25 protein-coding genes are annotated in these 23,468 nt (G+C 70.4%); 12 read left to right on the top strand and 13 right to left on the bottom strand.

Annotated features, from left to right (window positions below; all coding sequences use genetic code 11):
• Positions 1-176: 176 nt before the first annotated feature.
• A complete protein-coding gene (locus ACSBPH_RS15640; protein WP_442575237.1) occupies positions 177-749 on the top strand; it encodes a YceI family protein in 573 nt (190 codons plus the stop codon).
• A 191-nt stretch (positions 750-940) separates the two neighbouring features.
• Positions 941-1,210 (top strand): 30S ribosomal protein S15, encoded by a 270-nt coding sequence (gene rpsO, locus ACSBPH_RS15645; protein WP_005048780.1) that lies wholly within the window; start codon positions 941-943, stop codon positions 1,208-1,210.
• 109 nt (positions 1,211-1,319) lie between these two features.
• Here the strand turns inward: rpsO and ACSBPH_RS15650 are convergent, their stop codons facing one another.
• Positions 1,320-2,342, bottom strand: coding sequence for an isopenicillin N synthase family dioxygenase (locus tag ACSBPH_RS15650; RefSeq protein WP_442575238.1), 1,023 nt, complete (start codon positions 2,340-2,342; stop codon positions 1,320-1,322).
• A gap of 225 nt (positions 2,343-2,567) precedes the next feature.
• Complete coding sequence (locus ACSBPH_RS15655) at positions 2,568-3,779, bottom strand: acyltransferase family protein (protein ID WP_442575239.1); 1,212 nt, start codon at positions 3,777-3,779, stop codon at positions 2,568-2,570.
• 135 nt (positions 3,780-3,914) lie between these two features.
• Here ACSBPH_RS15655 and ACSBPH_RS15660 point away from each other — a divergent pair, with 135 nt between their 5' ends.
• From ACSBPH_RS15660 to ACSBPH_RS15670, 3 genes are all read left to right on the top strand, one after another.
• The gene (locus tag ACSBPH_RS15660) at positions 3,915-4,799 is read left to right on the top strand and encodes an alpha/beta fold hydrolase (RefSeq protein ID WP_442575240.1); all 885 of its coding nucleotides are present in this window, start codon (positions 3,915-3,917) and stop codon (positions 4,797-4,799) included.
• A gap of 140 nt (positions 4,800-4,939) precedes the next feature.
• Complete coding sequence (locus ACSBPH_RS15665) at positions 4,940-6,139, top strand: LLM class flavin-dependent oxidoreductase (protein ID WP_442577325.1); 1,200 nt, start codon at positions 4,940-4,942, stop codon at positions 6,137-6,139.
• Position 6,140: 1 nt separating this feature from the next.
• On the top strand, positions 6,141-6,806 hold the full coding sequence (locus ACSBPH_RS15670) for an FMN reductase (RefSeq protein ID WP_442575241.1): 666 nt from the start codon (positions 6,141-6,143) through the stop codon (positions 6,804-6,806).
• Between the two features lie 3 nt (positions 6,807-6,809).
• Here ACSBPH_RS15670 and ACSBPH_RS15675 read toward each other — a convergent pair whose 3' ends face one another.
• The 3 genes from ACSBPH_RS15675 to ACSBPH_RS15685 all read right to left on the bottom strand — a co-directional run bounded on the left by ACSBPH_RS15675 (position 6,810) and on the right by ACSBPH_RS15685 (position 9,799).
• Complete coding sequence (locus ACSBPH_RS15675; protein WP_442575242.1) at positions 6,810-7,637, bottom strand: DNA/RNA non-specific endonuclease; 828 nt, start codon at positions 7,635-7,637, stop codon at positions 6,810-6,812.
• A 225-nt stretch (positions 7,638-7,862) separates the two neighbouring features.
• Entirely contained in the window at positions 7,863-8,546 is a 684-nt protein-coding gene (locus ACSBPH_RS15680) for a response regulator (RefSeq protein ID WP_442575243.1), read from the bottom strand.
• Positions 8,543-9,799, bottom strand: a complete 1,257-nt coding sequence (locus ACSBPH_RS15685) for a sensor histidine kinase (protein ID WP_442575244.1) — start codon at positions 9,797-9,799, stop codon at positions 8,543-8,545. The genes ACSBPH_RS15680 and ACSBPH_RS15685 overlap by 4 nt, the downstream gene beginning before the upstream one ends.
• A gap of 173 nt (positions 9,800-9,972) precedes the next feature.
• Between ACSBPH_RS15685 and ACSBPH_RS15690 the strand changes: the two genes are divergently transcribed.
• Positions 9,973-11,421, top strand: a complete 1,449-nt coding sequence (locus ACSBPH_RS15690) for a cation:dicarboxylate symporter family transporter (RefSeq protein ID WP_442575245.1) — start codon at positions 9,973-9,975, stop codon at positions 11,419-11,421.
• A 53-nt stretch (positions 11,422-11,474) separates the two neighbouring features.
• On the opposite strand, the gene ACSBPH_RS15695 is transcribed toward ACSBPH_RS15690, so the two are convergent.
• Together ACSBPH_RS15695 and ACSBPH_RS15700 are read right to left on the bottom strand one after the other, a co-directional pair.
• Positions 11,475-11,654, bottom strand: coding sequence for a hypothetical protein (locus ACSBPH_RS15695; RefSeq protein WP_442575246.1), 180 nt, complete (start codon positions 11,652-11,654; stop codon positions 11,475-11,477).
• Positions 11,655-11,762: 108 nt separating this feature from the next.
• Positions 11,763-11,945, bottom strand: a complete 183-nt coding sequence (locus ACSBPH_RS15700; protein ID WP_442575247.1) for a DUF5302 domain-containing protein — start codon at positions 11,943-11,945, stop codon at positions 11,763-11,765.
• Positions 11,946-12,289: 344 nt separating this feature from the next.
• Here ACSBPH_RS15700 and ACSBPH_RS15705 point away from each other — a divergent pair, with 344 nt between their 5' ends.
• The 4 genes from ACSBPH_RS15705 (at position 12,290) to ACSBPH_RS15720 (ending at position 17,073) form a co-directional block, all read left to right on the top strand.
• A complete protein-coding gene (locus tag ACSBPH_RS15705; RefSeq protein ID WP_442575248.1) occupies positions 12,290-14,569 on the top strand; it encodes a polyribonucleotide nucleotidyltransferase in 2,280 nt (759 codons plus the stop codon).
• A 283-nt stretch (positions 14,570-14,852) separates the two neighbouring features.
• Positions 14,853-15,893: an aldo/keto reductase gene (locus tag ACSBPH_RS15710; protein WP_442575249.1), complete on the top strand. Its 1,041-nt coding sequence runs from the start codon at positions 14,853-14,855 to the stop codon at positions 15,891-15,893.
• A gap of 84 nt (positions 15,894-15,977) precedes the next feature.
• Positions 15,978-16,580 (top strand): histidine phosphatase family protein, encoded by a 603-nt coding sequence (locus ACSBPH_RS15715; RefSeq protein ID WP_442575250.1) that lies wholly within the window; start codon positions 15,978-15,980, stop codon positions 16,578-16,580.
• 19 nt (positions 16,581-16,599) lie between these two features.
• The gene (locus ACSBPH_RS15720; RefSeq protein WP_442575251.1) at positions 16,600-17,073 is read left to right on the top strand and encodes a hypothetical protein; all 474 of its coding nucleotides are present in this window, start codon (positions 16,600-16,602) and stop codon (positions 17,071-17,073) included.
• An 87-nt stretch (positions 17,074-17,160) separates the two neighbouring features.
• On the opposite strand, the gene ACSBPH_RS15725 is transcribed toward ACSBPH_RS15720, so the two are convergent.
• The 4 genes from ACSBPH_RS15725 to ACSBPH_RS15740 form a co-directional block, all read right to left on the bottom strand.
• Complete coding sequence (locus ACSBPH_RS15725; RefSeq protein WP_442575252.1) at positions 17,161-18,042, bottom strand: alpha/beta hydrolase; 882 nt, start codon at positions 18,040-18,042, stop codon at positions 17,161-17,163.
• A gap of 68 nt (positions 18,043-18,110) precedes the next feature.
• A complete protein-coding gene (locus ACSBPH_RS15730) occupies positions 18,111-19,367 on the bottom strand; it encodes an ABC transporter substrate-binding protein (protein WP_442575253.1) in 1,257 nt (418 codons plus the stop codon).
• A gap of 132 nt (positions 19,368-19,499) precedes the next feature.
• Complete coding sequence (locus ACSBPH_RS15735; RefSeq protein WP_442575254.1) at positions 19,500-20,066, bottom strand: TetR/AcrR family transcriptional regulator; 567 nt, start codon at positions 20,064-20,066, stop codon at positions 19,500-19,502.
• Between the two features lie 127 nt (positions 20,067-20,193).
• A complete protein-coding gene (locus ACSBPH_RS15740; protein WP_442575255.1) occupies positions 20,194-20,685 on the bottom strand; it encodes a GNAT family N-acetyltransferase in 492 nt (163 codons plus the stop codon).
• Positions 20,686-20,738: 53 nt separating this feature from the next.
• Between ACSBPH_RS15740 and ACSBPH_RS15745 the strand changes: the two genes are divergently transcribed.
• Complete coding sequence (locus ACSBPH_RS15745) at positions 20,739-21,551, top strand: 4-hydroxy-tetrahydrodipicolinate reductase (protein ID WP_442575256.1); 813 nt, start codon at positions 20,739-20,741, stop codon at positions 21,549-21,551.
• Complete coding sequence (locus ACSBPH_RS15750; RefSeq protein WP_442575257.1) at positions 21,548-22,000, top strand: hypothetical protein; 453 nt, start codon at positions 21,548-21,550, stop codon at positions 21,998-22,000. The genes ACSBPH_RS15745 and ACSBPH_RS15750 overlap by 4 nt, the downstream gene beginning before the upstream one ends.
• A gap of 26 nt (positions 22,001-22,026) precedes the next feature.
• Here ACSBPH_RS15750 and ACSBPH_RS15755 read toward each other — a convergent pair whose 3' ends face one another.
• The gene (locus ACSBPH_RS15755; protein ID WP_442575258.1) at positions 22,027-22,953 is read right to left on the bottom strand and encodes a TIGR01777 family oxidoreductase; all 927 of its coding nucleotides are present in this window, start codon (positions 22,951-22,953) and stop codon (positions 22,027-22,029) included.
• A 19-nt stretch (positions 22,954-22,972) separates the two neighbouring features.
• Entirely contained in the window at positions 22,973-23,398 is a 426-nt protein-coding gene (locus ACSBPH_RS15760) for an OsmC family peroxiredoxin (protein ID WP_442575259.1), read from the bottom strand.
• Between the last annotated feature and the right edge of the window lie 70 nt (positions 23,399-23,468).

A 23,468-nucleotide genomic window follows, 5' to 3' on the forward strand; every position in this document is an offset into this window, starting at 1 on the left:
CGGGGTGTGACACGGCAGTCGGATCGGGGATGCGTCGTCCGAAATCCGCCGTTCCGTGGCCGTCCGGAATCATGGTGCCGACGAATTTTGCATTCATGGGAATAGATCGGGACGCGCACTGCGTTGACACCGACAAGCTGCCGGCTCGGCGCCGGCCCCATTTCGGAGGAAGACAGATGACCGACACCACGACCACGACCACGATCGACGTTCCGGGCTACCGTGCCGGCACCTGGGTGCTCGACCCCTCGCACAGCGAGGTCGGCTTCAGCGTGCGCCACATGATGATCTCCAAGGTGCGCGGCGCCTTCGGCATCAAGAACGCGACGCTCGTCGCGCCCGAGAACCCGCTCGAGGCCACGGTCGAGGCGACCGTCGACGCGGCGTCCCTCTCCACGAAGGACGAGGGCCGCGACCAGCACCTGCGCTCGGCCGACTTCTTCGACGTCGAGAACCACCCCACGATCGAGTTCCGCTCGACGGGCGTGCGCGTCGAGGACGGCGACTTCCTCGTCGACGGCGACCTCTCGATCCGCGGCGTGACCAAGCCCGTCACGTTCGAGTTCGACTTCGGCGGCTTCGGTGCCGACCCGTGGGGCAACTACAAGGCCGGCGCGACCGCCAAGACGGTCATCAACCGCGAGGACTTCGGCCTGACGTGGAACGCCGCGCTCGAGACCGGCGGCGTGCTCGTGGGCAAGGACGTCACGATCACGCTCGACCTGCAGGGCGCCCTCCAGCAGGACTGACCCCCGCGACGGAGAGCGGATGCTGCGACCTCGGGTCGCGGCATCCGCTCTTCTGTCATCTCACGCGACCGTGTGCGGCCCGGGGTGAGCGGCTGGTAGACTCGTGAGGTTGCCGTTGGATCGGCCGCGGAGAAAGAGAGCTCGCACATCGGGTGACGGGCACCGCGCAACAAGGAGAGAGGGGATCACCTATGGCACTGGAAGCAGACGTCAAGAAGGCGATCATCGAAGAGTACGCGACGCACCCCGGTGACACCGGATCCCCCGAGGTGCAGGTCGCGATGCTGACGCAGCGCATCAAGGACCTCACCGAGCACCTCAAGGAGCACAAGCACGACCACCACTCGCGTCGTGGGCTGTTCCTGCTCGTCGGCCAGCGCCGCCGTCTCCTGGGTTACCTCCAGGACATCGACATCAACCGTTACCGCTCGCTCATCGAGCGCCTCGGTCTGCGTCGATAAGGCACCGCACCCAGCGTTCAATCGCGCAAAACATTCTTGGAAGGCCTCCCCACGGTGTGGGGAGGCCTTCGTCATTCCCGGGCGCGCGTGCGGCGGTTCCCGGAACGGGTCAGACGGATGCCGCGGCCCGCGCGGCGAGAAGGTCGGCGTGGTGGATCTCGGCCACGTCGGGGTGTGCGCGCAGGCGCGACTTCAGGGCGTTCTGCCCGTAGAGGGAGTGGATGGGGTTCGCCGGGTCGTCCGTGACGCCCCGGGCCTGCGCGGCGAGCTCGGCCGGGAGCTCGATGATCGGCAGCTGCGTGTCGAGCGCGGGGTTGAAGAAGAACGGCACCGAGATGCGGTCGTCGGGGGCCGCGGGCGAGACGACGCGGTGGTTCGTCGCGATGAGGTAGCCCTGCGTCGCGTACTCGAGCAGCTCGCCGATGTTGACGACGAAGGCGCCGGGCACGGGCGGCGCATCGACCCACTCGCCGTCGCGCTGCACCTGCAGGCCGCCCTTGCCGGGCTCGATCCACAGGAGCGTCAGCACGCCCGAGTCCTTGTGGGCGCCGACGCCCTGCTGCGGCTCCGGCTCGTGCGTGCCGGGGTAGCGCACGATCTTGATGAGCGTCGACGGCTCGCCGAAGTGGTCGTCGAAGTACGACTCCTCCGCGCCCAGCGAGAGCGCCCAGGCGCGCAGGAGCTTGCGCGCGACGACGACGAGCCGGGCGTGCCACTCGGCCACGACCGCACGCAGCTCGGGCTGCGCGTCGGGCCAGAGGTTCGGGCCGATCAGCCGAGCGAAGTCGGGGGCGCCGGGATCGGTGACGGGCTCGCGCTCGGGGCCGATGTCGATCTGCTCGCGCCAGTCGACCTGGCCCTGCGTGCGCTCGCCGCCGATGCGCGTGTACCCCCGGAAGTGCGGGCTCCTGATGTTCTCGATCGCGAGCTTGTCGCCCTCGGGCAGGGCGAAGAAGTCGCGGGCAGCGCTGTGCAGCCGCTCCTCCAGCTCGGGCGTCACGCCGGTGCCGGTGAGGTAGAAGAAGCCGACGTCATGCGTCGCGGCGCGCAGCTCGTCGCGGAACCGGGCCGCCGCTTCGGGGCCCTGGTCCAGCAGCGACAGGTCGAGGATGGGGAGGTTCGGCTCGTTCATGCCCCCGAGGTTAGGTGGGGGCGCGGCATCCGTCGCCTTTTTGTTGCCGCCCGTTACCGCGCCCGCCCCGCCCCGCCCCGTCCCGCCCCGTCCCGCCCCGCCCCGCCCCGCCCCGCCCCGCCCCCCCGCGTGAACAGTGAGCCTCCATCTGAGCGCCGAGAGCGCGGGTGGCACCCACGGTCTCGGCGCTCAGATGGAGGCTCACGGGTTCGGCAGGGGGCGAGGTCAGCCGTTCTGGCGCGGATCGGCGTGCTTCGGGGCGGCGGGCCGGTCGCCCTCTCGGGGGCGGCGGGATCCGGTCGGGTCGGATCGCCGGCCCTCGCGTGCCGCCAGCGCCGGATCGGCGAAGAGCCAGGTGGGCCGGGGCTCGACGAGCGGGCGGAAGAGGGTGCGCACGGGCTTGGTCGCGAGTCCGAGCGCGATGAGCACCGAGGCGACGATGACGATCGGCAGCCAGATCCACGTCGGGTCGAGGCCGCGCAGCACGCCCGATTCGCGGAACGGGTACAGCACGAACGAGTGGAGCAGGTAGACGTACATCGTGTACTGGCCGAAGTGCGTCCACCAGTGCGAGCGCCGCGGCACGAGCGCGAAGAATGCGGCCGACAGGATGACGGCGATGAGCATGAGCGCGAGACGCACGCCGCCGGCCCACCAGTCGGTGCCGCCGAGCGCGGAGTAGTTCTCGTCGTAGAAGAGCCACTGATCGAGGTTCATCGCGCGCCAGTCGCCGGAGAACCGCCAGGCCGCGAACCCCGCGAGGGCGAGGATCGCGATCGCCGAGGGGAACACCCACCACGGCCGGCGGCCGAGAAGGCCCGCACGGTCGATGATGCGGTGCTCGCTGAGCCACCACCCGAGGGTGAAGAACGGCAGCAGGCCGAGCGTCCGCGAGAGCGAGAGCGTCGAGTCGATGTTGGAGAAGTACCCGGCGCCGATCGAGATCACGACGGTCCACAGCAGCGGCCACCGCAGCAGCGCGAGGTAGGGCAGCACGAGGCGGAAGATGCCCAGGGCCAGCAGGAACCACAGCGTCCACGAGGGCTTGGTGAGGTTCGGACTGGCGCTGCCCTCGACGATCCACTTCGTCAGGGTCCACAGCGCCTCGAAGATCACGTAGGGCAGCAGGATGTCGGTGATGACACGGGCCATCTGGCGCTTGGTGGGCGCGCCCGACTTGGAGAAGTACCCCGAGATGATCGCGAACGCCGGCATGTGGAAGGCGTAGATGAGCAGGTACAGGCTCAGCGCGATGTCGGAGTCGTACGTCAGCCGCTGCGTCGCATGCCCGAGCACCACCAGCACGATGCACGCGAAGCGCGCGTTGTCCCAGAAGGGCACGCGTCGCCGTGCTCGCGGCACTCCGACGGTCCCCGTCGCAGGCGGGACGGGGGAGGAGGATGCCGCGGCAGCGGCCGGAGCGCTGGAATCGGTCATGGCAGGCGAACGTCACCCTATCCTGGGGATCGCGACGGCGTGGGTGCGACGCGTCGCAGGGCTCCATGCGGGGAGGCGTCATGTCCGACGAGGTCCACGACGACGGCGTGCGCGCGCGGTAGTCTCGGCGGCGCCATGACGACGATCGACGACGCACTGGAGCGGGACCGGGCGATCCCCGACCTCGACTGGCGCGCCTTCCCCGAGCGCACGGTGCATGACGTGTTCGCGGCGCCGAGCGGCGGCCTGGCGCGCGTCTCGCTCGGCGAGCCCCGTCGTGGGCGCGTCGTGCTCCTTCCCGGCGTGACCGGCTCGAAGGAGGACTTCACGCTCATGCTGCCGCTCCTGGCGGAGGCCGGGTATCGCGTGGAGTCCTACGACCTCGCCGGGCAGTACGAGTCGGCCGGCGCCGGCCCCGAGAACCTCTCCCCGCCGCGCGAGCGCTACGACTACGACCTCTTCATCGCCGACCTCTACGCCGTCCTGGAGGCCGGCCCCACGCCCGCGCATGTGCTCGGCTACTCCTTCGCCGGGCTCGTCGCCCAGCTCGCGCTCGCCGAGCGCCCCGAGCTCGTCGCGAGCCTCACCCTGCTCTCGACGCCGCCGGCGACGGGCCAGGTCTTCCGCGGGATCAAGCGCATCGGCCGGTTCAGCGGGGTCACCTCGCCGCAGCAGGGTGCGGCGCTGCTGCTGTGGGGCATCCGCAACAACCTCAACCGGGTGCCGCCGCGGCGGCTCGCCTTCGTGCGCGACCGGTTCGAACTGACCCGTCGGTCCAGTGTCGACGACATCGTGCACCTCATGATGACGACGCCCGACTTCACGCAGTCCGTGCGCGACGCGCCGATCCCCAAGCTCGTCGCGGTGGGCGCGCGCGACCTCTGGCCGATCGAGCAGCATTCGGCCTACGCGCGGCACATCGGCGCGCGGCTCGCTGTGTACGCCACGGGACACAGCCCCTGCGAGACCGCGCCGCACCAGCTCGTGCGCGACATGCTGCGGCTCTTCGAGCCGCACTAGGCGTGTCCAGCCGGCGCGCAGATGCCGGGAATAACCTGGCGCGACATGCGTTGCACGAGATACATTCATTTGCATACAACGGATGCCGAGGCATCCGGGAAGCGGGAAAGATCGTGAGCGAGACCACAACGTGGCCCGGCATGCAGTTCGGCATCTTCACGGTGAGCGACATCACCGCCGACCCCACGACGGGGACGACCCCGAGTGAGGCGGAGAAGATCCGCAACACCGTCGCCATCGCCAAGCACGCCGAGGACGTCGGTCTCGACGTCTTCGCGCTCGGCGAGCACCACAATCCGCCGTTCTGGTCGTCATCGCCCACGACGACCCTCGCCTACATCGCGGCCCAGACCGAGCGGCTGGTGCTGTCGACGGCGACGACCCTCATCACGACGAACGACCCGGTGAAGATCGCCGAGGACTTCGCGATGCTGCAGCACGTCTCGGGCGGCCGCACCGACCTCATGCTGGGCCGCGGCAACACCGGGCCCGTCTACCCGTGGTTCGGCAAGGACATCCGCCAGGGGCTCCCGCTCGCGATCGAGAACTACAACCTCCTCCACCGCCTGTGGCACGAGGACGTCGTCGACTGGGAGGGCAAGTTCCGCACCCCCCTTCAGGGCTTCACCTCGACCCCGCGACCGCTGGACGGCGTCGCGCCGTTCGTGTGGCACGGGTCGATCCGCACGCCCGAGATCGCCGAGCAGGCCGCGTACTACGGCGACGGCTTCTTCGCGAACAACATCTTCTGGCCCAAGGAGCACTACCAGCGCCTGGTGACCCTGTACCGGCAGCGCTACGCCCACTACGGCCACGGCACGCCCGAGCAGGCGATCGTGGGCCTCGGCGGCCAGGTGTTCATGCGCACCAACTCGCAGGACGCCGTCTCGGAGTTCCGCCCGTACTTCGACAACGCGCCGGTGTACGGCCACGGCCCGAGCCTCGAGGACTTCAGCGAGATGACGCCCCTCACGGTCGGCTCGCCGCAGCAGGTCATCGACCGGTACGCCGGCATGCGCGAGCACTTCGGCGACTACCAGCGTCAGCTGTTCCTCATCGACCACGCCGGCCTCCCGCTCAAGACGGTGCTGGAGCAGCTCGACATCCTCGGCGGCGAGGTCGTGCCGGTGCTCCGCAAGGAGCTCGCGCAGAACCGGCCCGCAGAGGTTCCGGATGCCCCGACCCACGCGAATCTCGTCGAGAAGGCCTACGGCGGCCAGGCGCCGCGCGAAGCCCGTCCGAACGCGAACCGCGGCGACAACCTGACGGTCGGCTCGCCCTACCAGGACACCCCGGCCCCCGCGGGAGCGGCGTTCGGCCTCGGCCGGAAGGAGGCGTGAGATGACCACCGCACGCCGTATCGCCGTCGTCTCGGCGGGTCTGTCGAACCCCTCGTCGACGCGCATGCTCGCCGACCGGCTCGCCGCGTCGACGGTCGCCGCCCTCGGGCAGACGACGGGCGCCGACGGGCAGCCGATCCCGGTCGAGGTGGATGTCTTCGAGCTGCGCGACTACGCGCACGACATCACGAACAACCTGCTGACGGGGTTCGCCCCGCCCGCCCTTGAGTCGATGATCAACGCCGTCGTCTCGGCGGACGCGCTCATCGCGGTGACGCCGATCTTCTCGACGAGCTACTCGGGGCTCTTCAAGTCGTTCATCGACGTGCTCGAGCCCGACGCCCTCACGGGCAAGCCCGTCCTGATCGGGGCGAACGCCGGTACGGCGCGCCACTCGCTCGCGATCGACTACGCCATCCGGCCGCTCTTCACCTATCTGCACGCGGAGCCCGTCTCGACGGGCGTCTTCGCCGCTTCCAGCGATTGGGGCGGTTCGGGCGATCAGGTCGCGCCGCTCGGCGAGCGCATCGAGCGTGGGGCCCGCGAACTGGCCGAGGCGGTCGCGCGACGCGCGCCCGAGGCATCCGTCGATCCCTTCGACCCCTCGAACTACCTCGGTGAAGGCCGCTCGTTCGGACACCTCCTCGGTGGTCTGGCCGGCGAGTAGGCCTCAGCCGAGCTCGATCTCGGACGGCGCGCTCAGCGGCACCCAGGCCGCGGGGCGCGCCGTCTCGTCGCGCGCGAAGACGTCGGCATCCACGAGCGGGCCGAGGTCGACGCCCGCGAGCTGCTCGATGTCGCCGATCGGCACCTGGAAGGTGCGGAACCGCCCGAGCGGCGCGACGGCGGTCGCCGTGCCCGCGTCGATGAGTTCGGACTGGTCGAGGACGAACCCCGCCGCGGCGAGCGTCGGCGCATCGGGTGCCCGCGTCGACGACCAGGCCGCGACCTTCCAGAAGCGACGGGGGATCAGGATGCCGCGGTACGGCGGGTCGTCGTCGGCCAGAACGGGCGCGGTGAAGACCGAGATCCGCTGGTCGGTCGTGTCGGCGTATTCGAGCACGTGATCCTCCAGGCCGAGCCACAGCTCTTTCGACTGGTTGAAGAGCGAGGCCTGGGGCGCCGCGTTCGTGTAGAAGAACGTCGCCGCGGTGGCCTCGCGCGCGTCGGCGGCGGAGCCCCAGCCCGGGTCGCGGCGCCGCACGAGGTGGCCCCGGTCGAGATCGTTGTCGGCGTACACCGCGGGTCCTGCCTGTTCGGCCGGCGGCACGCGGTCGTCGAGGCGCCATTCGCCGCGCCGCGCGAGGTCGAGGAGGGCCGCGCCATCGATGTTGACCGCGGTCGCGACGGCGAACCGGCGCGACGGCTCGAGCAGCACGGTGAAGCGCGGGTAGGGCAGTTCGCGCACCCGTGCGTCGTCGAGGGGGACGGGCAGAGGAACCCGGATGCCGAGGAACCCCGTGTCGTATCCCGTCCAGTCGTCGCTCGGCTCCGCCATGCCCCCATCCTGCCGCTCCCGTGCCGCCCGGGCCCGGTTCCCGAGCGAGCGGAGCGAGACGAGGGGCCGGCGCTGATCCTGCGGGGGCCCCCGGACCCGGTTCCCGAGCGAGCGCAGCGAGACGAGGGCCGGCGCTGATCCTGCCGGCGTCCAGGCCGTCCCGGTTCCCGAGCGAGCCCGGGCGCGGCACGGCGACCGCGCCCGCGCCGGCACCGACGCGATAGGTCAGCTGCGCCAGCGGTATTCGGTCTGCGGGCGACCCGGCGTCCCGTAGCGCGGAGAGCGCACGACACGCCCCGCCTCCACGAGATGCTCGAGATACCGGCGTGCGGCGACGCGCGACATGCCGAGCGCTTCGCCCGTCTCGCTGGCCGTGAGCGCTCCCCGCTCCCGGATGGCGGTGCTCACCCGTTCCAGGCTCTCGACGGACAGGCCCTTCGGCAGCTCGGGGGTCCCGGGGTGCCGCATGGCCCCGAGCATCGCGTCGATCTCGGCCTGCGTGGCCGGGCCCGAGGCATCCTGCGCCCGCCGGCGGAACTCCCGGTACTGCTCGAGCCGCTCCCGGAAGACCGCGTACGTGAACGGCTTGACGAGGTACTGCGCGACGCCGAGGGATGCCGTCTGCCGCACGACGTCGGCGTCCCTCACCCCCGTCACGGCGATGACGTCGACGTCGTCGCCGTGCGCGCGCACGTGCCGGAGCACATCGAGCCCCGTCCCGTCCGGCATCGTCATGTCGAGGAGCACGAGGTCGACGCCGCCGGCCGGAGGCGACTCGAGGAGGGCCGTCACGGCGGCTCGCGCACCCGTGCACTCCGCGACGACCTCGAACCCGTCGAGGCGCGCGAGGTACGAGCGATGCAGCTCGAGGGTCAAGGGGTCGTCGTCGACGAGGAGGACCGAGATCACGGACGACTCCGCGGCAGCACGATGTGCAAGGCGGTGGGGGATGCCTCGACCTCGATGCTCCCGCCGGCTTCCTCCACGATCGACTTGACCAGGGCGAGCCCGACGCCGCGGCCCTCGGCGCCGGCGGGCTTGGTCGAGAAGCCGTGCTCCCACACACGGTCGGAGAGCTCCGGGGGGATGCCCGTCCCGCTGTCCGAGACGACGATCGACACCGCGCCGCCCGCGGCGGGCGAGAGCTCGAAGCGCACCCACCGCGGCTCGGGGCCGGCTGCTGCCGCGTCGAGGGCGTTGTCGATGAGGTTGCCCACGACCGAGACGGCGTCCACGGGGGCGAGGGTGCTTCGCGGAGCGGCGGGATCGATGTCGATACGCCAGTCGATTCCCCGTTCCCGCGCCTGGGACGCCTTGCCCAGAAGCAGCGCGCCGACGGTGGGGTCGCCGTCCCGCGGCGCCGTCACCTGGTCCACGAGGGTCTGACTCTGCCGAGACGTCTCGGTGAGGATCTCGATCGCCTCGTCGGTGCGTCCGAGCTCGAGCAGGGCGACGGCGGTGTGCATGCGGTTGCCGTGCTCGTGGGTCTGAGCGCGGAGCGCTTCGCCGAGGGTGCGCACCGATTCGTATGACGAGACGGCGTCGCGGACGCTCCCGGCGGGGAGGTCTCCCGTCACGCGCTTGGTGACGCGCCCGGCCGCCCACGCCCCCACGAACCCCGCTGCCACGACGGCCAGCGCGATGAGGAGGGCGAACGGCAGCCTCTGGAAGATCGCGGACGACAGCGACTGCACCGTCACGCCCACGGAGGCCCAGCCGACGAGCCGGCCGTCGACCTCGACCGGGGCGATCGTGCGCACCGAGGGGCCGAGCGTGCCGGTGAACTCCTCCGTCAGCGGCTGCGGGGTCGCCGGGATCGTGCCGAGATAGTGCCGGCCGATCTCGGCGCGGTCGCGGTGCGTCACGCGGATCCCGTCCGGCGTCATGATCGTGATGAAGTCGACTCCCGTCCCGGCCATGACCCGCTCGGCGTACGGCTGCAGCTGCGCAGACGCGTCGTCGTCGCCGAGGGCCCGGCCGACGGCATCCGTCGCGGCGATCGTCTCGGCCAGTGCGCGGGTGACGCCCTCGGCCTCCGCCCGTACGGCGCGCTGCGCCTGAAACACGAGCACCAGCGCCACGAGGGCGCCCACCACGACGACGGCGGCGACGAGCACGACGAAGACGCGCGAAGCCGCGCTCGTCCCTCGCCGACCCGTCATCGCGTCGCTCCTCTCGAGCCCGTGTGACCATCCGACCACAGGATCGCGCTCCGCGGACCTCGCTCGCCGCGACCAATACGACCACAACTCGGCGCCGGAGCGGGCGGCGCGCACTCTGGCATGACCGCCATGGTGGCGGCATCCGATGACGGAGTTCCCCCAAGGAGGCGACGATGGCTCTTTCGACTCGAACGACATCCTTCACACTGCCCGGCTACAACTGGCGGCGCGGCAAGCGAGCATGGGACAAGCACACGTGGCTGTACCTCGCGGTCATCGCCGCGGTGGTACTCGGCGCGACCGTCGGACTGATCTGGCCCGAAGTCGGCGTCTCGCTCAAGCCCCTCGGCACGGCGTTCGTGGCCCTCATCAAGATGATGATCGCGCCGATCATCTTCTGCACGATCGTGGTCGGGGTGGGCTCGATCGCGAAGGCTGCGACCGTCGGCAAGATCGGCGGTCTCGCGCTGCTGTACTTCATGGTCATGTCGACCTTCGCGCTTGCGATCGGCCTCGTCGTCGGCAACATCCTCCACCCGGGCGAAGGCCTCAACATGGCGAACGCGACCTACGAGGCGACGGCCGAGGCGAAGACGACGGAGGAGTTCCTCCTCGGCATCATCCCGCTGACGTTCTTCTCCGCCTTCACGGGCGAGAGCGTGCTGCAGGTGCTCTTCATCGCGCTCCTCGTCGGCTTCGCGCTGCAGGGCATGGGCGAGAAGGGCCGGCCCATCATGAACGCCGTCAAGCACCTGCAGGCGCTCGTGTTCCGCATCCTCGGCATGATCCTCTGGCTCGCGCCGATCGGCGCCTTCGGAGCGATCGCGGCGGTCGTGGGCGCGACCGGGGTGGCGGCGATCTGGAGCCTCGGCCTGCTGATGTTCGCGTTCTACGTGACGTGCTTCGTGTTCATCGTGGGGATCCTCGGCACGCTGCTGTTCGCCGTGACGCGGATCAGCATCTTCTCGCTCATCAAGTACCTCGCCCGCGAGTACCTCCTGATCGTCGGCACCTCCTCGTCGGAGTCGGCACTGCCCCGCCTCATCGCCAAGATGGAGCACCTCGGGGTCTCGAAGCCCGTCGTGGGCATCACGGTCCCGACGGGTTACTCCTTCAACCTCGACGGCACCGCGATCTACCTCACGATGGCCTCGCTGTTCATCGCGTCGGGCATGGGGGCGCCGATGTCGATCCCCGAGCAGATCGGCCTGCTCGTGTTCATGATCATCGCCTCCAAGGGGGCCGCGGGCGTCACCGGCGCGGGGCTCGCGACCCTCGCAGGCGGGCTGCAGGCCTACCGCCCCGACCTCGTCAACGGCGTCGGCGTCATCGTCGGCATCGACCGGTTCATGTCGGAGGGCCGTGCCGTCACGAACTTCACCGGGAACGCCGTCGCGACCGTCCTCATCGGCACGTGGACGAAGGAGTTCGACGCGGGCCGGGCCCGCCGGGTGCTCAGCGGCGAGCTGCCGTTCGACGAGACGACGATGGTCGGAGACCACGACGGCATGTCGACGGCCGCCGATGCGGTCGGCACGCAGGGCCTGGAAGAGGCGGCGATCGCCGAGGCCGCGGCCAAGGAGGAGCGCGCGCGAGCGCGCGAGGCATCCGTCACCCGCTGACAGGCATGACGACACGGGGCCGACCGCGCGAGCGGCGGCCCCGTGCTCTGTCGTCAGGGCTCGATCTGGCCCGACTCGATCGCCGCTTCGCGCTCTTCGGCGGTCAGCTCGTCGACGTCGTCCTCGATCGACTCGAGGGGGTCGATCGTCGGCGGAGGCGGCTCGGTCTCGGCGTCGTCGTCGAGCCGCACCTCGCGGTCGTCGTCGGGGATGGGTTCGCGGAAGTCGCTCATGCCACGCCGGTCCCGCCGATGGCGTCGGACGCGGAGTGCCCGATGCTGACGAACGTGGGGTCGAAGACCATGGGTTCTCCTCTCAGCAGCTCCCGGAGCGCCCGGGGGTCACCCGCTCTTGCGGCGGAACTCCCGCTTGGTCACGGCGCCGTGCGTGCCGTGGACGGGCGAATCGCCGTCGAGGTGCGCCTCGCCCGAGCGATGCTGGGAGTTCTTCTTGTCGAGAGCTTCCTTGAATTTGCGCTTCATCTCGTCGGATGCCGCGGTCGCCGGCTTGTCGTCGGTGCTCATGCCCCCACCCTAGGCGCGGGGTGACCGGGCCGCCAGGGATGGGGCGGGGAAGGGCCCGGCTGATAGGATCGATGAGGTTGCCTTGCGGCATCCGATCAATTACATATCTGAGCTCATGGAGCAGGCCCGGCAGGAAGCTGGTCCCCTGTGGTGGATTCCCCGTCGTCGACGACGCCGGGTGGTCTTCGACTGGTGGCCAGCGCAGGCGGACCTCGCGATGTCGTCGCGCCCATATCTGCCTGTTCCTGCTCCTTCATGAAGCGCTCACGCGTCACACGGACGCGCGAGCATGAAACGGCCCTCCCCGGACAGGGGAGAGGTCCGAAGAAGGAAAGGGAGACCTCTTGGAAGGTCCTGAAATCACCGCCGCCGAAGCCGTCCTCGACAACGGCCGCTTCGGCACCCGCACGATCCGCTTCGAGACCGGACGCCTCGCGCAGCAGGCGCAGGGCGCCGTCGCCGCCTACCTCGACGAGGAGACGATGCTCCTCTCGGCGACGAGCGCGAGCAAGCAGCCCCGCGAGGGCTTCGACTTCTTCCCGCTGACGGTCGACGTCGAGGAGCGCTCGTACGCCGCCGGCAAGATCCCCGGCTCGTTCTTCCGCCGCGAAGGACGTCCCTCGACCGAGGCCATCCTGGTCTGCCGCCTCATCGACCGCCCGCTGCGCCCCTCGTTCGTCGAGGGCCTGCGCAACGAGGTGCAGATCGTCGTCACCGTGCTCTCGATCACGCCGGGCGAGTTCTACGACGCCCTCGCGATCAACGCCGCGTCGGCGTCGACCCAGATCTCGGGCCTGCCGTTCTCGGGCCCGATCGCCGGTGTGCGCCTCGCGCTCGTGCCGGGCCACGGCGAGCACGCCGACCAGTGGGTCGCGTTCCCGAACGCCAAGGTGCTCGAGGAGGCCGTCTTCGACCTCATCGTCGCCGGCCGCGTGCTCGACGACGGCGACGTCGCGATCATGATGGTCGAGGCCGAGGCCACCGAGCACAGCTGGAACCTCATCAAGGCCGGCGCCACCAAGCCGAGCGAAGAGGTCGTCGCGCAGGGTCTCGAGGCCGCCAAGCCCTTCATCAAGCAGCTCGTGGAGGCGCAGGCCACCCTCGCCGCGACGGCGTCGAAGGAGCCGGGCGTCTACCCCGTCTTCCTGCCCTACAGCCAGCAGACCTACGACTTCGTCGCGGGCCGTGCCTACGACGAGCTCGTCGGGGTCTACCAGATCGCCGACAAGCAGGAGCGCCAGAACGCCGACGACGCGATCAAGGACCGCGTCAAGGGCGAGCTCGTCGCCGCCGTCGAGGCGGGCGAGCTCCCGGCCGTGGCGACCATCGAGTTCTCGGCGGCCTACAAGTCGGTCACGAAGAAGATCGTCCGCGGTCGGATCCTCTCCGACGGCGTGCGCATCGACGGCCGTGGCCTTGCCGACATCCGTCCGCTCGACGCCGAGGTGCAGGTCATCCCGCGCGTCCACGGCTCGGCGATCTTCCAGCGCGGCGAGACGCAGATCCTCGGTGTGACGACGCTCAACATGCTCAAGATGGAGCAGCAGATCGACTCGCTGTCGCCCGTCACGCACAAGCGCTACCTGCACCACTACAACTTCCCGCCCTACTCGACCGGTGAGACCGGCCGTGTCGGCAGCCCCAAGCGTCGCGAGATCGGGCACGGCTTCCTCGCCGAGCGCGCCCTCGTGCCGGTGCTGCCGGGCCGCGAGGAGTTCCCGTACGCGATCCGTCAGGTCTCCGAGGCGCTGAGCTCCAACGGCTCGACGTCGATGGGCTCGGTCTGCGCCTCGACCCTTTCGCTCCTCAACGCCGGTGTGCCGCTGCGCGCGCCGGTCGCGGGCATCGCGATGGGTCTCGTGTCCGACCAGGTCGACGGCCAGACGCGCTACGCCGCGCTGACCGACATCCTCGGCGCTGAAGACGCGCTCGGCGACATGGACTTCAAGGTCGCCGGCACGTCGGAGTTCGTCACGGCGATCCAGCTCGACACGAAGCTCGACGGCATCCCGTCGTCGGTGCTCTCCGCCGCGCTGCAGCAGGCCCACGACGCCCGCATCACGATCCTCGGCGTGCTCAACGCCGCGATCGACGGTCCGGACGAGATGGCCCCGACGGCTCCGCGCGTCATCAGCGTGCAGATCCCGGTCGACAAGATCGGCGAGCTCATCGGGCCCAAGGGCAAGACGATCAACGCGATCCAGGACGAGACCGGCGCCGACATCTCCATCGAGGAGGACGGCACCGTCTACATCGGCGCCGTCGACGGCCCGTCGGCCGAAGCCGCCCGCGCCCAGGTCAACGCGATCGCCAACCCGACCAACCCCGAGATCGGCGAGCAGTTCCTCGGAACCGTCGTCAAGATCGCCACGTTCGGTGCGTTCGTCTCGCTCCTGCCCGGCAAGGACGGCCTCCTGCACATCAGCGAGGTCCGCAAGCTCGCCGGCGGCAAGCGCGTCGAGAACGTCGAGGACGTGCTCTCGGTCGGCAAGAAGATCCTCGTGCGCATCACGAAGATCGACGACCGCGGCAAGCTCTCGCTCGAGCCCGTGCTCGAGGAGCCCGCCGACCAGGAAGGCCGCGCGGCCGCCAGCGAGGGCCCCGAGGCTCCCGCCGAAGGCTGATCGCGTGGAGGGTGACGGATGCCGTCGCCCGCCGACTGTCCGGATGCCCGTCCCTTCTCCGGAAGGGGCGGGCATTCGCCGTCAGGATGCCGCTGTGCGCGTCGGGGAGCATGGGAGCGTTCCCGGCGGCTTCGTGATGAAAGCGTTATGCAATGTTCGCCGACAAGACGCCTGATTGACCGGTTCTGTCCGCTGCCTGGAATACCCTCGAACTACCGTGCCGGGGGGTGCGGAAGAAGCGATCACGAAGGTCTCCTCTGGAATCCTCGTGAGGGGGTGGCACATGTCTCTCTTCGGCGTTGACTCGACCGTCTCCTCGGCGAGCCTCGGAGCGAGCGCTCCCGCGGTCCCGGCGACCCACCCGTCTGCGCCGATCCCCGTTCAGGGCGCTCCGCTGGGCAAGAGCGTGCGAGTGCCGCTCGGCGAGTCGGGCTTCGATGTCTTCCCCCTCATCCTGGGCGGTGCCGAGTTCGGCTGGAACGTCGACCTCGAGTCGAGCCACGACATCCTCGACGCCTACCTCGAGCTAGGCGGCAACGCGGTGCACACCGCCGACAGCTTCGCCGGCGGCCGCAGCGAGCACATCATCGGCCAGTGGCTCTCTTCGCGCGGCCTTCGCGACGAGGTCGTGCTCGCCGTCCGCATCGGCGGCCACCCCGACAACCCGGGACTCGGGCCCGTCAACCTCGTGCGCGCGGTCGAGGCATCCCTCACGCGGCTCGGCACCGACCGCATCGACGTGCTCTACCTCGACGCCGTCGCCGACAGCACGACCGCGCTCGAAGACACGCTCGCGACGGCCGAATGGCTCATCGAGGCGGGCAAGGCCCGCGCACTCGGCGCCGTCGGCTATACGGCCGCACAGCTCGTCGAGGCGCGCATCTTCGCCTCCGCCGGCTACCCGCGCATCACGGTGCTCGATGTGCCCTTCAACGTCCTGCGGCGCCACGAGTTCGACTCCGACCTGCGACTGGTCGCGGGGGCGCAGGGCATGGCGGTCACCCCGTCGCACGCTCTCGAGCACGGCTTCCTCTCGGGCCGCCACCGCACCCGCATCCGCGGGAGCCTCTCGGTGCGGGGCGCGCAGCTGGCCGCGAGCCTCAACCGTCGCGGCACGCGCACGCTCCGGGCCCTCGACGCCGTCGGCGCCGAGCTCGGCGTCCCCGACGCCGCGGTCGCCGTCGCATGGCTCCTCGCGCAGAAGATCGTGACGGCGCCGATCGTCAACGCGTATGCGCCGGCGCACGTGGAAGAGCTCGTGCAGGGCGTCGGCGTCCGCCTCAGCCGCTCGCAGCTCGCCGACATCGCCCGCGCCTCGGAGTGAGCGCGCGCGGGTCCTCCGCACGGCTGACATAGGGTGGAAGAGCGCCTCCGCGCGCACGCCGACCCCCGACGAAGTGAGCTGCCGTTGACGCACTATCTGTACCTCGTGCGGCATGGAGAGCATCAGGATGCCGAGCACGGCCTCGTCGACGGCCCGCTGTCTCCGCGGGGCCGGCGACAGGCGGCGCTGATCGCCGACCGGCTCTCTGGCGTTCCGCTCGACGCCGTCTGGCACTCGCCGCTCGAGCGCGCCGCGCAGACCGCGCGGGCCGTCGCCGACCGGCTCCCCTCGGTCGCGCCCGAGCCGACGGCGCTCCTCTTCGACTGCGTCCCGACGGGCATGACCCCCGAGACCCCGGCGGTGTTCGAGCCCTTCTTCGGCGCGGTCACCGAGGCCGAGGTCGAGGCCGGCCGCGCGCAGATGTCGGATGCCGTGGGCGAGTTCCTCGCCCGCAAGACCGGTGACGTGCACGAGCTCCTCATCACGCACAACTTCGTCATCGCCTGGTTCGTGCGCGAAGTGCTCGGCGCCCCGGATTGGCGGTGGATGACGCTCAACCAGGCGCACTGCGGCCTCACGGTGCTGGCGCAGAAGCAGGGCAGGCCCTGGACGCTCGTGTCGCACAACGACCTCGCGCACCTGCCCGTCGAGCTGCGCACGGGCCTTCCCGAGCAGTATCCGGTCTGACGCGGAGCGCCTCGCGAGGATGTTCTGGAAGACCTACGGAGCCGTCATCGGGTGGATGTTCGGCGTCGGGGTCGTCGCCGGGGCGCTGTTCCTCCTCGTCGTCTTCGGCTGGTTCGTCCCGCCCGACCGCGGCGAGGAGTCCGTCCTGCTGGTCATGCCCTTCTACGGCGGGTTCTTCGGCGCGCTCGCGGCGTCGGCGGCGAGCCTGGCCTACGGGCTCGCCCTCGCGCTCTGGACACAGCGACCGCACTCCGTGGCCTCCCGGGCGTGGGTCGGTGCGCTGTCGGCCGCGGCGGGAGCGTTCGCGTTCTGGGTGGTGTTCGGGTATGCGCTGAGCGCGCTGTACGGCCTGCAGGTGTGGGCCGTGATCGGCGCGGCATCCGGGCTGCTCGCGATGCTGACCGCGGGGCCGCTCACGGCGCGCGCGGCGCGTCGCGCGCAGAACCGGGCGGATGAGCCCGAACGGGCTGTCTCGTCAGAGGAGCTCGCCTAGCGAGCTTCCCGACGTACGCGACCGCGAGCGGGCCGAGCACGACCGGCATCGACAGCGGCGTGCGCAGGACGTCGCTGGTCCTTCGCGTCAGGTCCGCTTGATCCATTCATGGATTGCGCGGAGCGTGCGGTGCGCGCCGGCATCGGACGGCTCGTCGATGTGGCCGTGGTCGGAGTCCACCTCGATTCTCAGCAAGGCCGGAACCCCCGCCGATGTGAGGGTGTCATGGAAGGCCTGTGCGGACGGGACGAAGGCGTCTCTCTCGCACGCGACGAGGAGGGTCGGGGGGTATCCGACTCCGTCTCCGAGTCCCGCGAAGACCTGCGGGTCGCGCATCGCCTCTTCGGTGCCGGCATAGTTCAACGACAGTCCCCGCAGGTGGGGCGCGGACGGCGCGGTGGTGTCGGGGTCCGTGCTGTCCGGGTGCAACGCGGGGTAGACGAGGACCATCCCCGTCGGAACGCGTGCTCCGGCGTCGATCAATCGGCGAACCGCGCTCGCCGCGAGTGTCGCCCCGGCGCTGGCGCCTCCGAGGAGGAGCGCGTCACTGTCCAGGCCGAGCCATTCCGCAGAGTGAGTGGCGGCCTCCTCCCACCACCGCAGCACATCGTCCGAAGGCATCGGGTAGTGGACGTCGTCGATGCACTTGGCGTAATCGATCGACAGCACGGGTGTCCCCCTTGCAGCGAGTTCGAGCGCTACCCAATTCGCCTCCGGCATATCCAGATGGCCGCCGAGGAACGCGCCGCCGTGCGCCCAGACGAGGCCGCGACCGGTTGGAGCGCTCGTGGGATCCCGGTAGGCGCGTCCGGGAAGCGGGCCCAGCGAACCCTCGACTGTGATGTCGGTGGTCTGCACGTCGGCGAGCCGCGGGAAGCGGCGCCGCAGGGCGACGGTGTCCACGTCGGTCCGTGGATCGACGGGTTCGCCGTTCCTCGCGATCCACCTGGTCATCTCGGGAACGGACATCCGCCGGAACTCCTCGGACGTCATCGGAGTGTCGGTTCGCCCGGGCTCGGTCATGGTTCGCTGGTCCGTCACTGCTCGTCCCACACGGTGTCGAGTTCCTTGAGCAGTCCATCGACGGTCTGCTGGCCGGTCAGGAGCGCTTGCACACCGGAGCCCAGGGTGAGGAAGACGTTCTGGTTGGTCCAGACCGTCACGGGGAACGGGACGAAATGCCGGCCGTCGATGAGGTCCTCGACGGGGGCGTAGGTGGAGTCGGCGAGGTCGACGCCCTCGATGCCGGTGATGGGGATCGATCCCGCCGATTGCGCGTAGGCTTCAGCGTTTTCCGGCTCGGCGAACCAATCCAGGAATGCTCGAGCGCCGGCCTGGTGAGTCGAGGTCTTGCTGATGGCGAGGGCGTAGTCGGAGCTGGCGAAGATGAAGGGCGTGCCATCGTCCGGTGCGGGAAAGGATTGCACGACGATCTTCTGGTCGCCCATCCCGGCCGCGAGCTCGGTTGCAGCGCCGCCCGGGATGAATGCCCCCAGCGCGGTGCCCTGCCCCAGTCCGCTCACGATCGCGTCGAACCCGCTTCCTTCTGCGCCGGGCTGGAAGCATCCCGCAGCCTGCATGTCCAGGATCAGCTGGAAGGTGTCGCGCCACCCCGGAGTGCCGGCGAAGCTGACGTCGCCGGCCGCCCGCTGAGCGTCCCATTCAGGGTTGTCCGCATACACGCGCGACGCGGCCATGCTGATCGCGGCCAGCCCCGTGTTGATGGGGATCGATCCCGCCAGGGCGAACAATGCGACGTCATCCGCGGAGAGCGACGCGCAGGTGTCGAGGAGCTCGGACGTGTCCTGCGGGTAGTCGACGCCGGCCGAGGAGTTGAAGATCGTGCCTGTGATGCTGATGTCGGTCGGTACGCCCCAGGTCATGTCTCCGGTGACGAAGAGGGGAGCCGTTGCGTCAGGGACGAGGTCTTGGCTGCTGCCGATCACAGGGGCGAGCAAGCCCGCGTCGGCGAGCGACAGGAGCGCGATCGGTGACCCCGAACCCGGAACCGCCATGATCAGGTCGGACGCGTTGCCGGACTGCAGCTGCGTGTTGAGGACGGTGTCGTAGCTCTCCGAGGGAACCGGGTTGAGCGTCACCTTCACGCCGGGGTGCGCCTCCATGTACCTCTTCGCCAGCGCTTCGTACGGGCTGTTCTCCGTGGATGGGTACGAGAAGGAGAAGTCCAGCGACTCCGCAGCGGGCTCTGGGCTGGAGCATCCGGAGACGAGGACGAGCGTTGCGCAGACACCTGCCACCGAGAGCAGGCGAGCGGAAGGAGCGGGGAGAGGCATGGGGGAGTCCTTTGACGTCAGTGTCGAAGCACCGCGGATGCGGCGACTGAGGGTTCCGCGAGCGTAACATAATCCGAATCCGAACATGGATTCGGATTAGAGAATGATCGAGGGGGAGGGCGACGACCTGGGCTACTCGTCCTCGTCGGCGATGAGCAGAAGATGGGCGGTGCGGGTGAGTTGCTTGATCAGCCGCTCGGTGGCCTCCGCGCTCTTGGGCTGGGGATCGGACTCCAGGTGATGCATGGTGCATGCATCGATCACCTCGTAGATCCACTCCATCGTCGCGTCTGATATCGCGCGGAAGGGTGCGTCCTCCGCCCCGCGGAGCCCTGCCGCGACCAGATCGCGTACCGCCCGCCACGATGCCGGCCCGGCCTCGGAGAGCCCGCCCATTTCCTGCGCAGCGGCCACGAGCGCACGGATGGACTGCGAGCTGACCTCCATCTCGCTGACGAAAGCGCGGATGACGCCGCTGACCGAGTTCTCGCCGCCCGCCCGCAACTCCTCAAGATGCTCCGCCATGCTGCGCACGATGCGCGCGAGCTCTTCCTCCTGCACGACGCGGAGGAGGTTCGCCCGATTGCCCACCCGTCCGTAGATGGTGCCGACAGACACCTTCGCGCGGTCGCTGACCTCTGCGATCGTGATCCCCGTGGGCCCCTTCTCCGCCAGGAGGGCCAGGGTCGCAGCGCGCACCCGCGCGAAAGACTCTCGGCTGCGCTGTTGCTGGGGCTCCGCTATCCCTTTCACATGCCTCACTCTTCCCGAGCCGGTGGCTGGAGAGCCGGCCGACTTCGCGCAATCCTGCCACAGACCGGTAGGCCTAGATCCTCTCCTTATCGTGCGACTGCAGCACCTTGCCTAGCCAGCGGGTCGCGTTGGGGTTGTCGTTGTACGGCTCGATGGGCTCGAAGCCCGCACCGGCATAGAGTCGGCCGGCGGCCTCGAGCGTGTGGTGCGTGTCGAGCACGAGCTCCGCGGCATCCCAGAGCCGTGCGCGCCGCTCGAGATCCTCCAGGAGCAGCCGGCCCCAGCCGCGCCCGCGGGTCTCCGGCCGCAGGTACAGATGCTTCACTTCGTAGCGGGTGCCGTGCGGGCCGTCGGGCACGTGACGGATGCCTCCGCACCCCACCGCGAGATCACCGTCGTCGGAGAGCACGACGAAGACTCCGTCGGGCGCCGTGAACGCCTCCGCCGCGGGGAACACCGTCGTGTAGGCGTTGCCGGGGAAGGTCTGCGCGCGGAGGGCGAAGTACTCGGTGAGCAGCTCTCGCGCCACGGGGTCGTCGACGGGAACGGGACGCAGTTCGACCATGCCCCGAGCCTAACCGCGGGGGTCCGAGGTGCGCGGCGATCTAGGCTGGACGCATGACGACGCGCGTGGCCCTCGTGGGCGGCACCGGCAAGCTCGGCGGGATCATCCGCGAAGTGGTCGAAGCAGAAGAGGGCTTCGAGCTCATGGCAGTGCTGTCGTCTCGCTCGCCGCTGTCCGAGCTCGACGGCGCCGACCTCGTGGTCGACGCGTCGACCCCGGCCGTCTCGATCGACGTCGTGCGTGCGGCCATCGAACGCGGCCTCAACGTGCTCGTGGGCACCTCGGGCTGGTCGGCCGAGCGCATCGCGCTCATCCGTCCGCTGGTCAAGGCCGCCGGGACCGGCGCCGTCTTCATCCCGAATTTCTCGCTCGGCTCGGTCGTCGGCACGGCACTGGCCGCCGCCGCGGCCCCGTTCTTCCCCTCGATCGAGATCATCGAGGCGCACCGCGAGACGAAGATCGACTCGCCGAGCGGCACCGCCGTGCGCACGGCCGAGCTCATCGGCGCCGCGCGCGCCGAGGTCGGCCCCGTCGAGTCGCCGCACGTCGACCAGCGCGCGCGCGGTCAGCAGGTCGCGAGCGTCCCCATCCATTCGCTGCGCCGCCCGGGCGTCATCGCCCGCCAGGAGACTGTTCTGTCGGGCCCGGGGGAGTCGCTCACGATCGTGCACGACACGATCGAGCCCGCGCTCGCGTACGGCCCCGGCATCCGTCTCGCCCTCGCCGCCGCACGCGGCGCGAAGGGCGTCGTGGTGGGCCTGGACAGCTTCCTCGACATCGGGCTGCGCGTACCCGGAGCGGGCGAGGACGATCCCGTCGCCGAGGACGGCGTGCCCGGCCAGGTGGCCCGGGTCACGAGCGCGTGAGCGCGCGCATCGGCGTCGCCGTCATGGCGGTGCTGCTGGCGCTGTACATCTTCCTGGTCGGTCAGCGCGGGTGGCTGCTGCTCACGAGCGGCGATCCGATCGGCGTCGCGATGGGCGTGGCACTGTTCGTCCTGCCGCTCATCGCCGTGTGGGCGCTCGGCCGCGAACTGTGGTTCGGCGTACGTGCCGAGCGCATCGGGCGCCGGCTCGAAGCGGAGGGCGGCCTTCCCGACCAGGAGGTCGGCGTGCGCCCCAGCGGACGCATCGTGCGCGACGACGGCGCGGCGGTCTTCCCGGCCTTCCGCGACGACGTCGAGGCGCACCCCGACGACTGGCGCGCGTGGTACCGGCTGGGTCTCGCGTACGACGGTGCGGGCGACCGGCGCCGCGCGCGGGAAGCCGTCCGCAAGGCCATCGCGCTCGAGTCCGCCGAGCGCAAGCGCGCCTAGCGTCGGCGCGCCGAGCGCAAGCGCGCCTAGCGTCGAAGGACGAGGGTCGCCGGACGCGCGGCGGGCACCGCCGCGGCGACGGCCTGTTCCACGGTCTCGTGGGCGAAGGTGAAGCCGGATGCCTCGAGCACCTCCGGGCGCGCATCCGCATCGGTCGTCAGCAGGGCCTCCGTCGCATCGGTGCCGAGCACGAGCCGGAGCGCCCAGGCCGGCGCCGGGAGAAGATAAGGGCGATTGAGGCGAACGGCAAGGGCGAAGCCCAGGTCGTTCGCGTGCGCGGGGGTCGGCCCGGTGAGGTTCACGGGCCCGTCGATCCCGCGGTCGATGATGTGCCGGATGGCCGCGATCTCGTCGTCGAGCGAGATCCACGGCCAGATCTGCTGTCCGCCGGCGACGGGGCCGCTCACGCCGAGCTTCGTCAGCAGGATGAGGGGACCGAGGACGGCGTCGGGGTGCACGATCGGCGCCGTCCGCAGCAGCGCGACGCGGGCGTGCGGTCCGGCCGAGCGCGCCGCGCCCTCCCACTCGCCGCACAGATCGGCCAGGAACGCCTCGCCGCGCGGCGAATCCTCCGTGAGGACGCGTCCCGGTGACGAGCCGTAGTAGCCGACGGCGGAGGCGGAGACGAAGGCCGGGGCATCCGTCCCCAGCTCCCGCAGCGCCCGTGCGAGGGTCTGCGTCGGAGTGATGCGCGACCACACGAGGGTGTGCTTGTACGACGCCGTCCACGGGAAGCGCCCGATGCTGGCGCCGTTGAGCCCCACGACGGCATCGGCGCCGTCGAGCACCGCGGGGTCGAGGGGCGCGTCATCCGTCAGCCACTCGACCTCGTCCGCCGTCCGCGGCGGACGGCGCACGAGCGTCGTGACCGACACGCCGTCGGCGCGGAGGCCGTCGACGAGCGTCGAGCCGATGAGGCCGGATGCGCCCGCCACGACGACGCGGCGGGGCATCCGGACCTCTTCGGGGGAATCAGGCAAGCGATGCCTCGAGCGTGATCTCGATGCCCGTGAGCGCCTGCGAGACGGGGCAGCCGGTCTTGGCGCCCTCGGCGATCGTCTGGAACTCCTCGGCGCTGAGCCCGGGGACGACGGCTTCGACGTTCAGGTGGCTTCCGGTGATCCCCTTGCCGGGGATGAAGGTGACGGATGCCGTGGTCTCGACGCTCTCCGGCGGGGTGCCGTTCTCGCTGAGGGCGTGCGAGAGGGCCATGCTGAAGCACGACGAGTGCGCCGCCGCGATGAGCTCCTCGGGGGTCGTCACGGACGTCGAGCCTTCGCTGCGGGCCTTCCAGTTGACGGGGAAGGGGCCCTGGTTGGAGCTCTCGAGGGCGATCTCGCCCGATCCCTCCGTGAGGCTGCCCTTCCACGAGGTGCTGGCTTCGCTCGTGACGCTCATCGTGTTCTCCGTTCGGCGGTTGCGGACCCGTCGAGGGCCCTTCGCGGCCAGCCTAACCGGGGCCTGTGCG

Source organism: Microbacterium sp. F51-2R, assembly GCF_052180235.1.
GTDB lineage: Bacteria > Actinomycetota > Actinomycetes > Actinomycetales > Microbacteriaceae > Microbacterium.

Bases quoted from the DNA above. Each gene is read 5' to 3' on its own strand.
- ACSBPH_RS15640 (WP_442575237.1), top strand. From the start codon at position 177: ATGACCGACACCACGACCACGACCACGATCGACGTTCCGGGCTACCGT.
- rpsO (WP_005048780.1), top strand. From the start codon at position 941: ATGGCACTGGAAGCAGACGTCAAGAAGGCGATCATCGAAGAGTACGCG.
- ACSBPH_RS15650 (WP_442575238.1), bottom strand. From the start codon at position 2,342: ATGAACGAGCCGAACCTCCCCATCCTCGACCTGTCGCTGCTGGACCAG.
- ACSBPH_RS15655 (WP_442575239.1), bottom strand. From the start codon at position 3,779: ATGACCGATTCCAGCGCTCCGGCCGCTGCCGCGGCATCCTCCTCCCCC.
- ACSBPH_RS15660 (WP_442575240.1), top strand. From the start codon at position 3,915: ATGACGACGATCGACGACGCACTGGAGCGGGACCGGGCGATCCCCGAC.
- ACSBPH_RS15665 (WP_442577325.1), top strand. From the start codon at position 4,940: ATGCAGTTCGGCATCTTCACGGTGAGCGACATCACCGCCGACCCCACG.
- ACSBPH_RS15670 (WP_442575241.1), top strand. From the start codon at position 6,141: ATGACCACCGCACGCCGTATCGCCGTCGTCTCGGCGGGTCTGTCGAAC.
- ACSBPH_RS15675 (WP_442575242.1), bottom strand. From the start codon at position 7,637: ATGGCGGAGCCGAGCGACGACTGGACGGGATACGACACGGGGTTCCTC.
- ACSBPH_RS15685 (WP_442575244.1), bottom strand. From the start codon at position 9,799: ATGACGGGTCGGCGAGGGACGAGCGCGGCTTCGCGCGTCTTCGTCGTG.
- ACSBPH_RS15690 (WP_442575245.1), top strand. From the start codon at position 9,973: ATGGCTCTTTCGACTCGAACGACATCCTTCACACTGCCCGGCTACAAC.
- ACSBPH_RS15695 (WP_442575246.1), bottom strand. From the start codon at position 11,654: ATGAGCGACTTCCGCGAACCCATCCCCGACGACGACCGCGAGGTGCGG.
- ACSBPH_RS15700 (WP_442575247.1), bottom strand. From the start codon at position 11,945: ATGAGCACCGACGACAAGCCGGCGACCGCGGCATCCGACGAGATGAAG.
- ACSBPH_RS15710 (WP_442575249.1), top strand. From the start codon at position 14,853: ATGTCTCTCTTCGGCGTTGACTCGACCGTCTCCTCGGCGAGCCTCGGA.
- ACSBPH_RS15720 (WP_442575251.1), top strand. From the start codon at position 16,600: ATGTTCTGGAAGACCTACGGAGCCGTCATCGGGTGGATGTTCGGCGTC.
- ACSBPH_RS15725 (WP_442575252.1), bottom strand. From the start codon at position 18,042: ATGTCCGTTCCCGAGATGACCAGGTGGATCGCGAGGAACGGCGAACCC.
- ACSBPH_RS15730 (WP_442575253.1), bottom strand. From the start codon at position 19,367: ATGCCTCTCCCCGCTCCTTCCGCTCGCCTGCTCTCGGTGGCAGGTGTC.
- ACSBPH_RS15740 (WP_442575255.1), bottom strand. From the start codon at position 20,685: ATGGTCGAACTGCGTCCCGTTCCCGTCGACGACCCCGTGGCGCGAGAG.
- ACSBPH_RS15745 (WP_442575256.1), top strand. From the start codon at position 20,739: ATGACGACGCGCGTGGCCCTCGTGGGCGGCACCGGCAAGCTCGGCGGG.
- ACSBPH_RS15755 (WP_442575258.1), bottom strand. From the start codon at position 22,953: ATGCCCCGCCGCGTCGTCGTGGCGGGCGCATCCGGCCTCATCGGCTCG.
- ACSBPH_RS15760 (WP_442575259.1), bottom strand. From the start codon at position 23,398: ATGAGCGTCACGAGCGAAGCCAGCACCTCGTGGAAGGGCAGCCTCACG.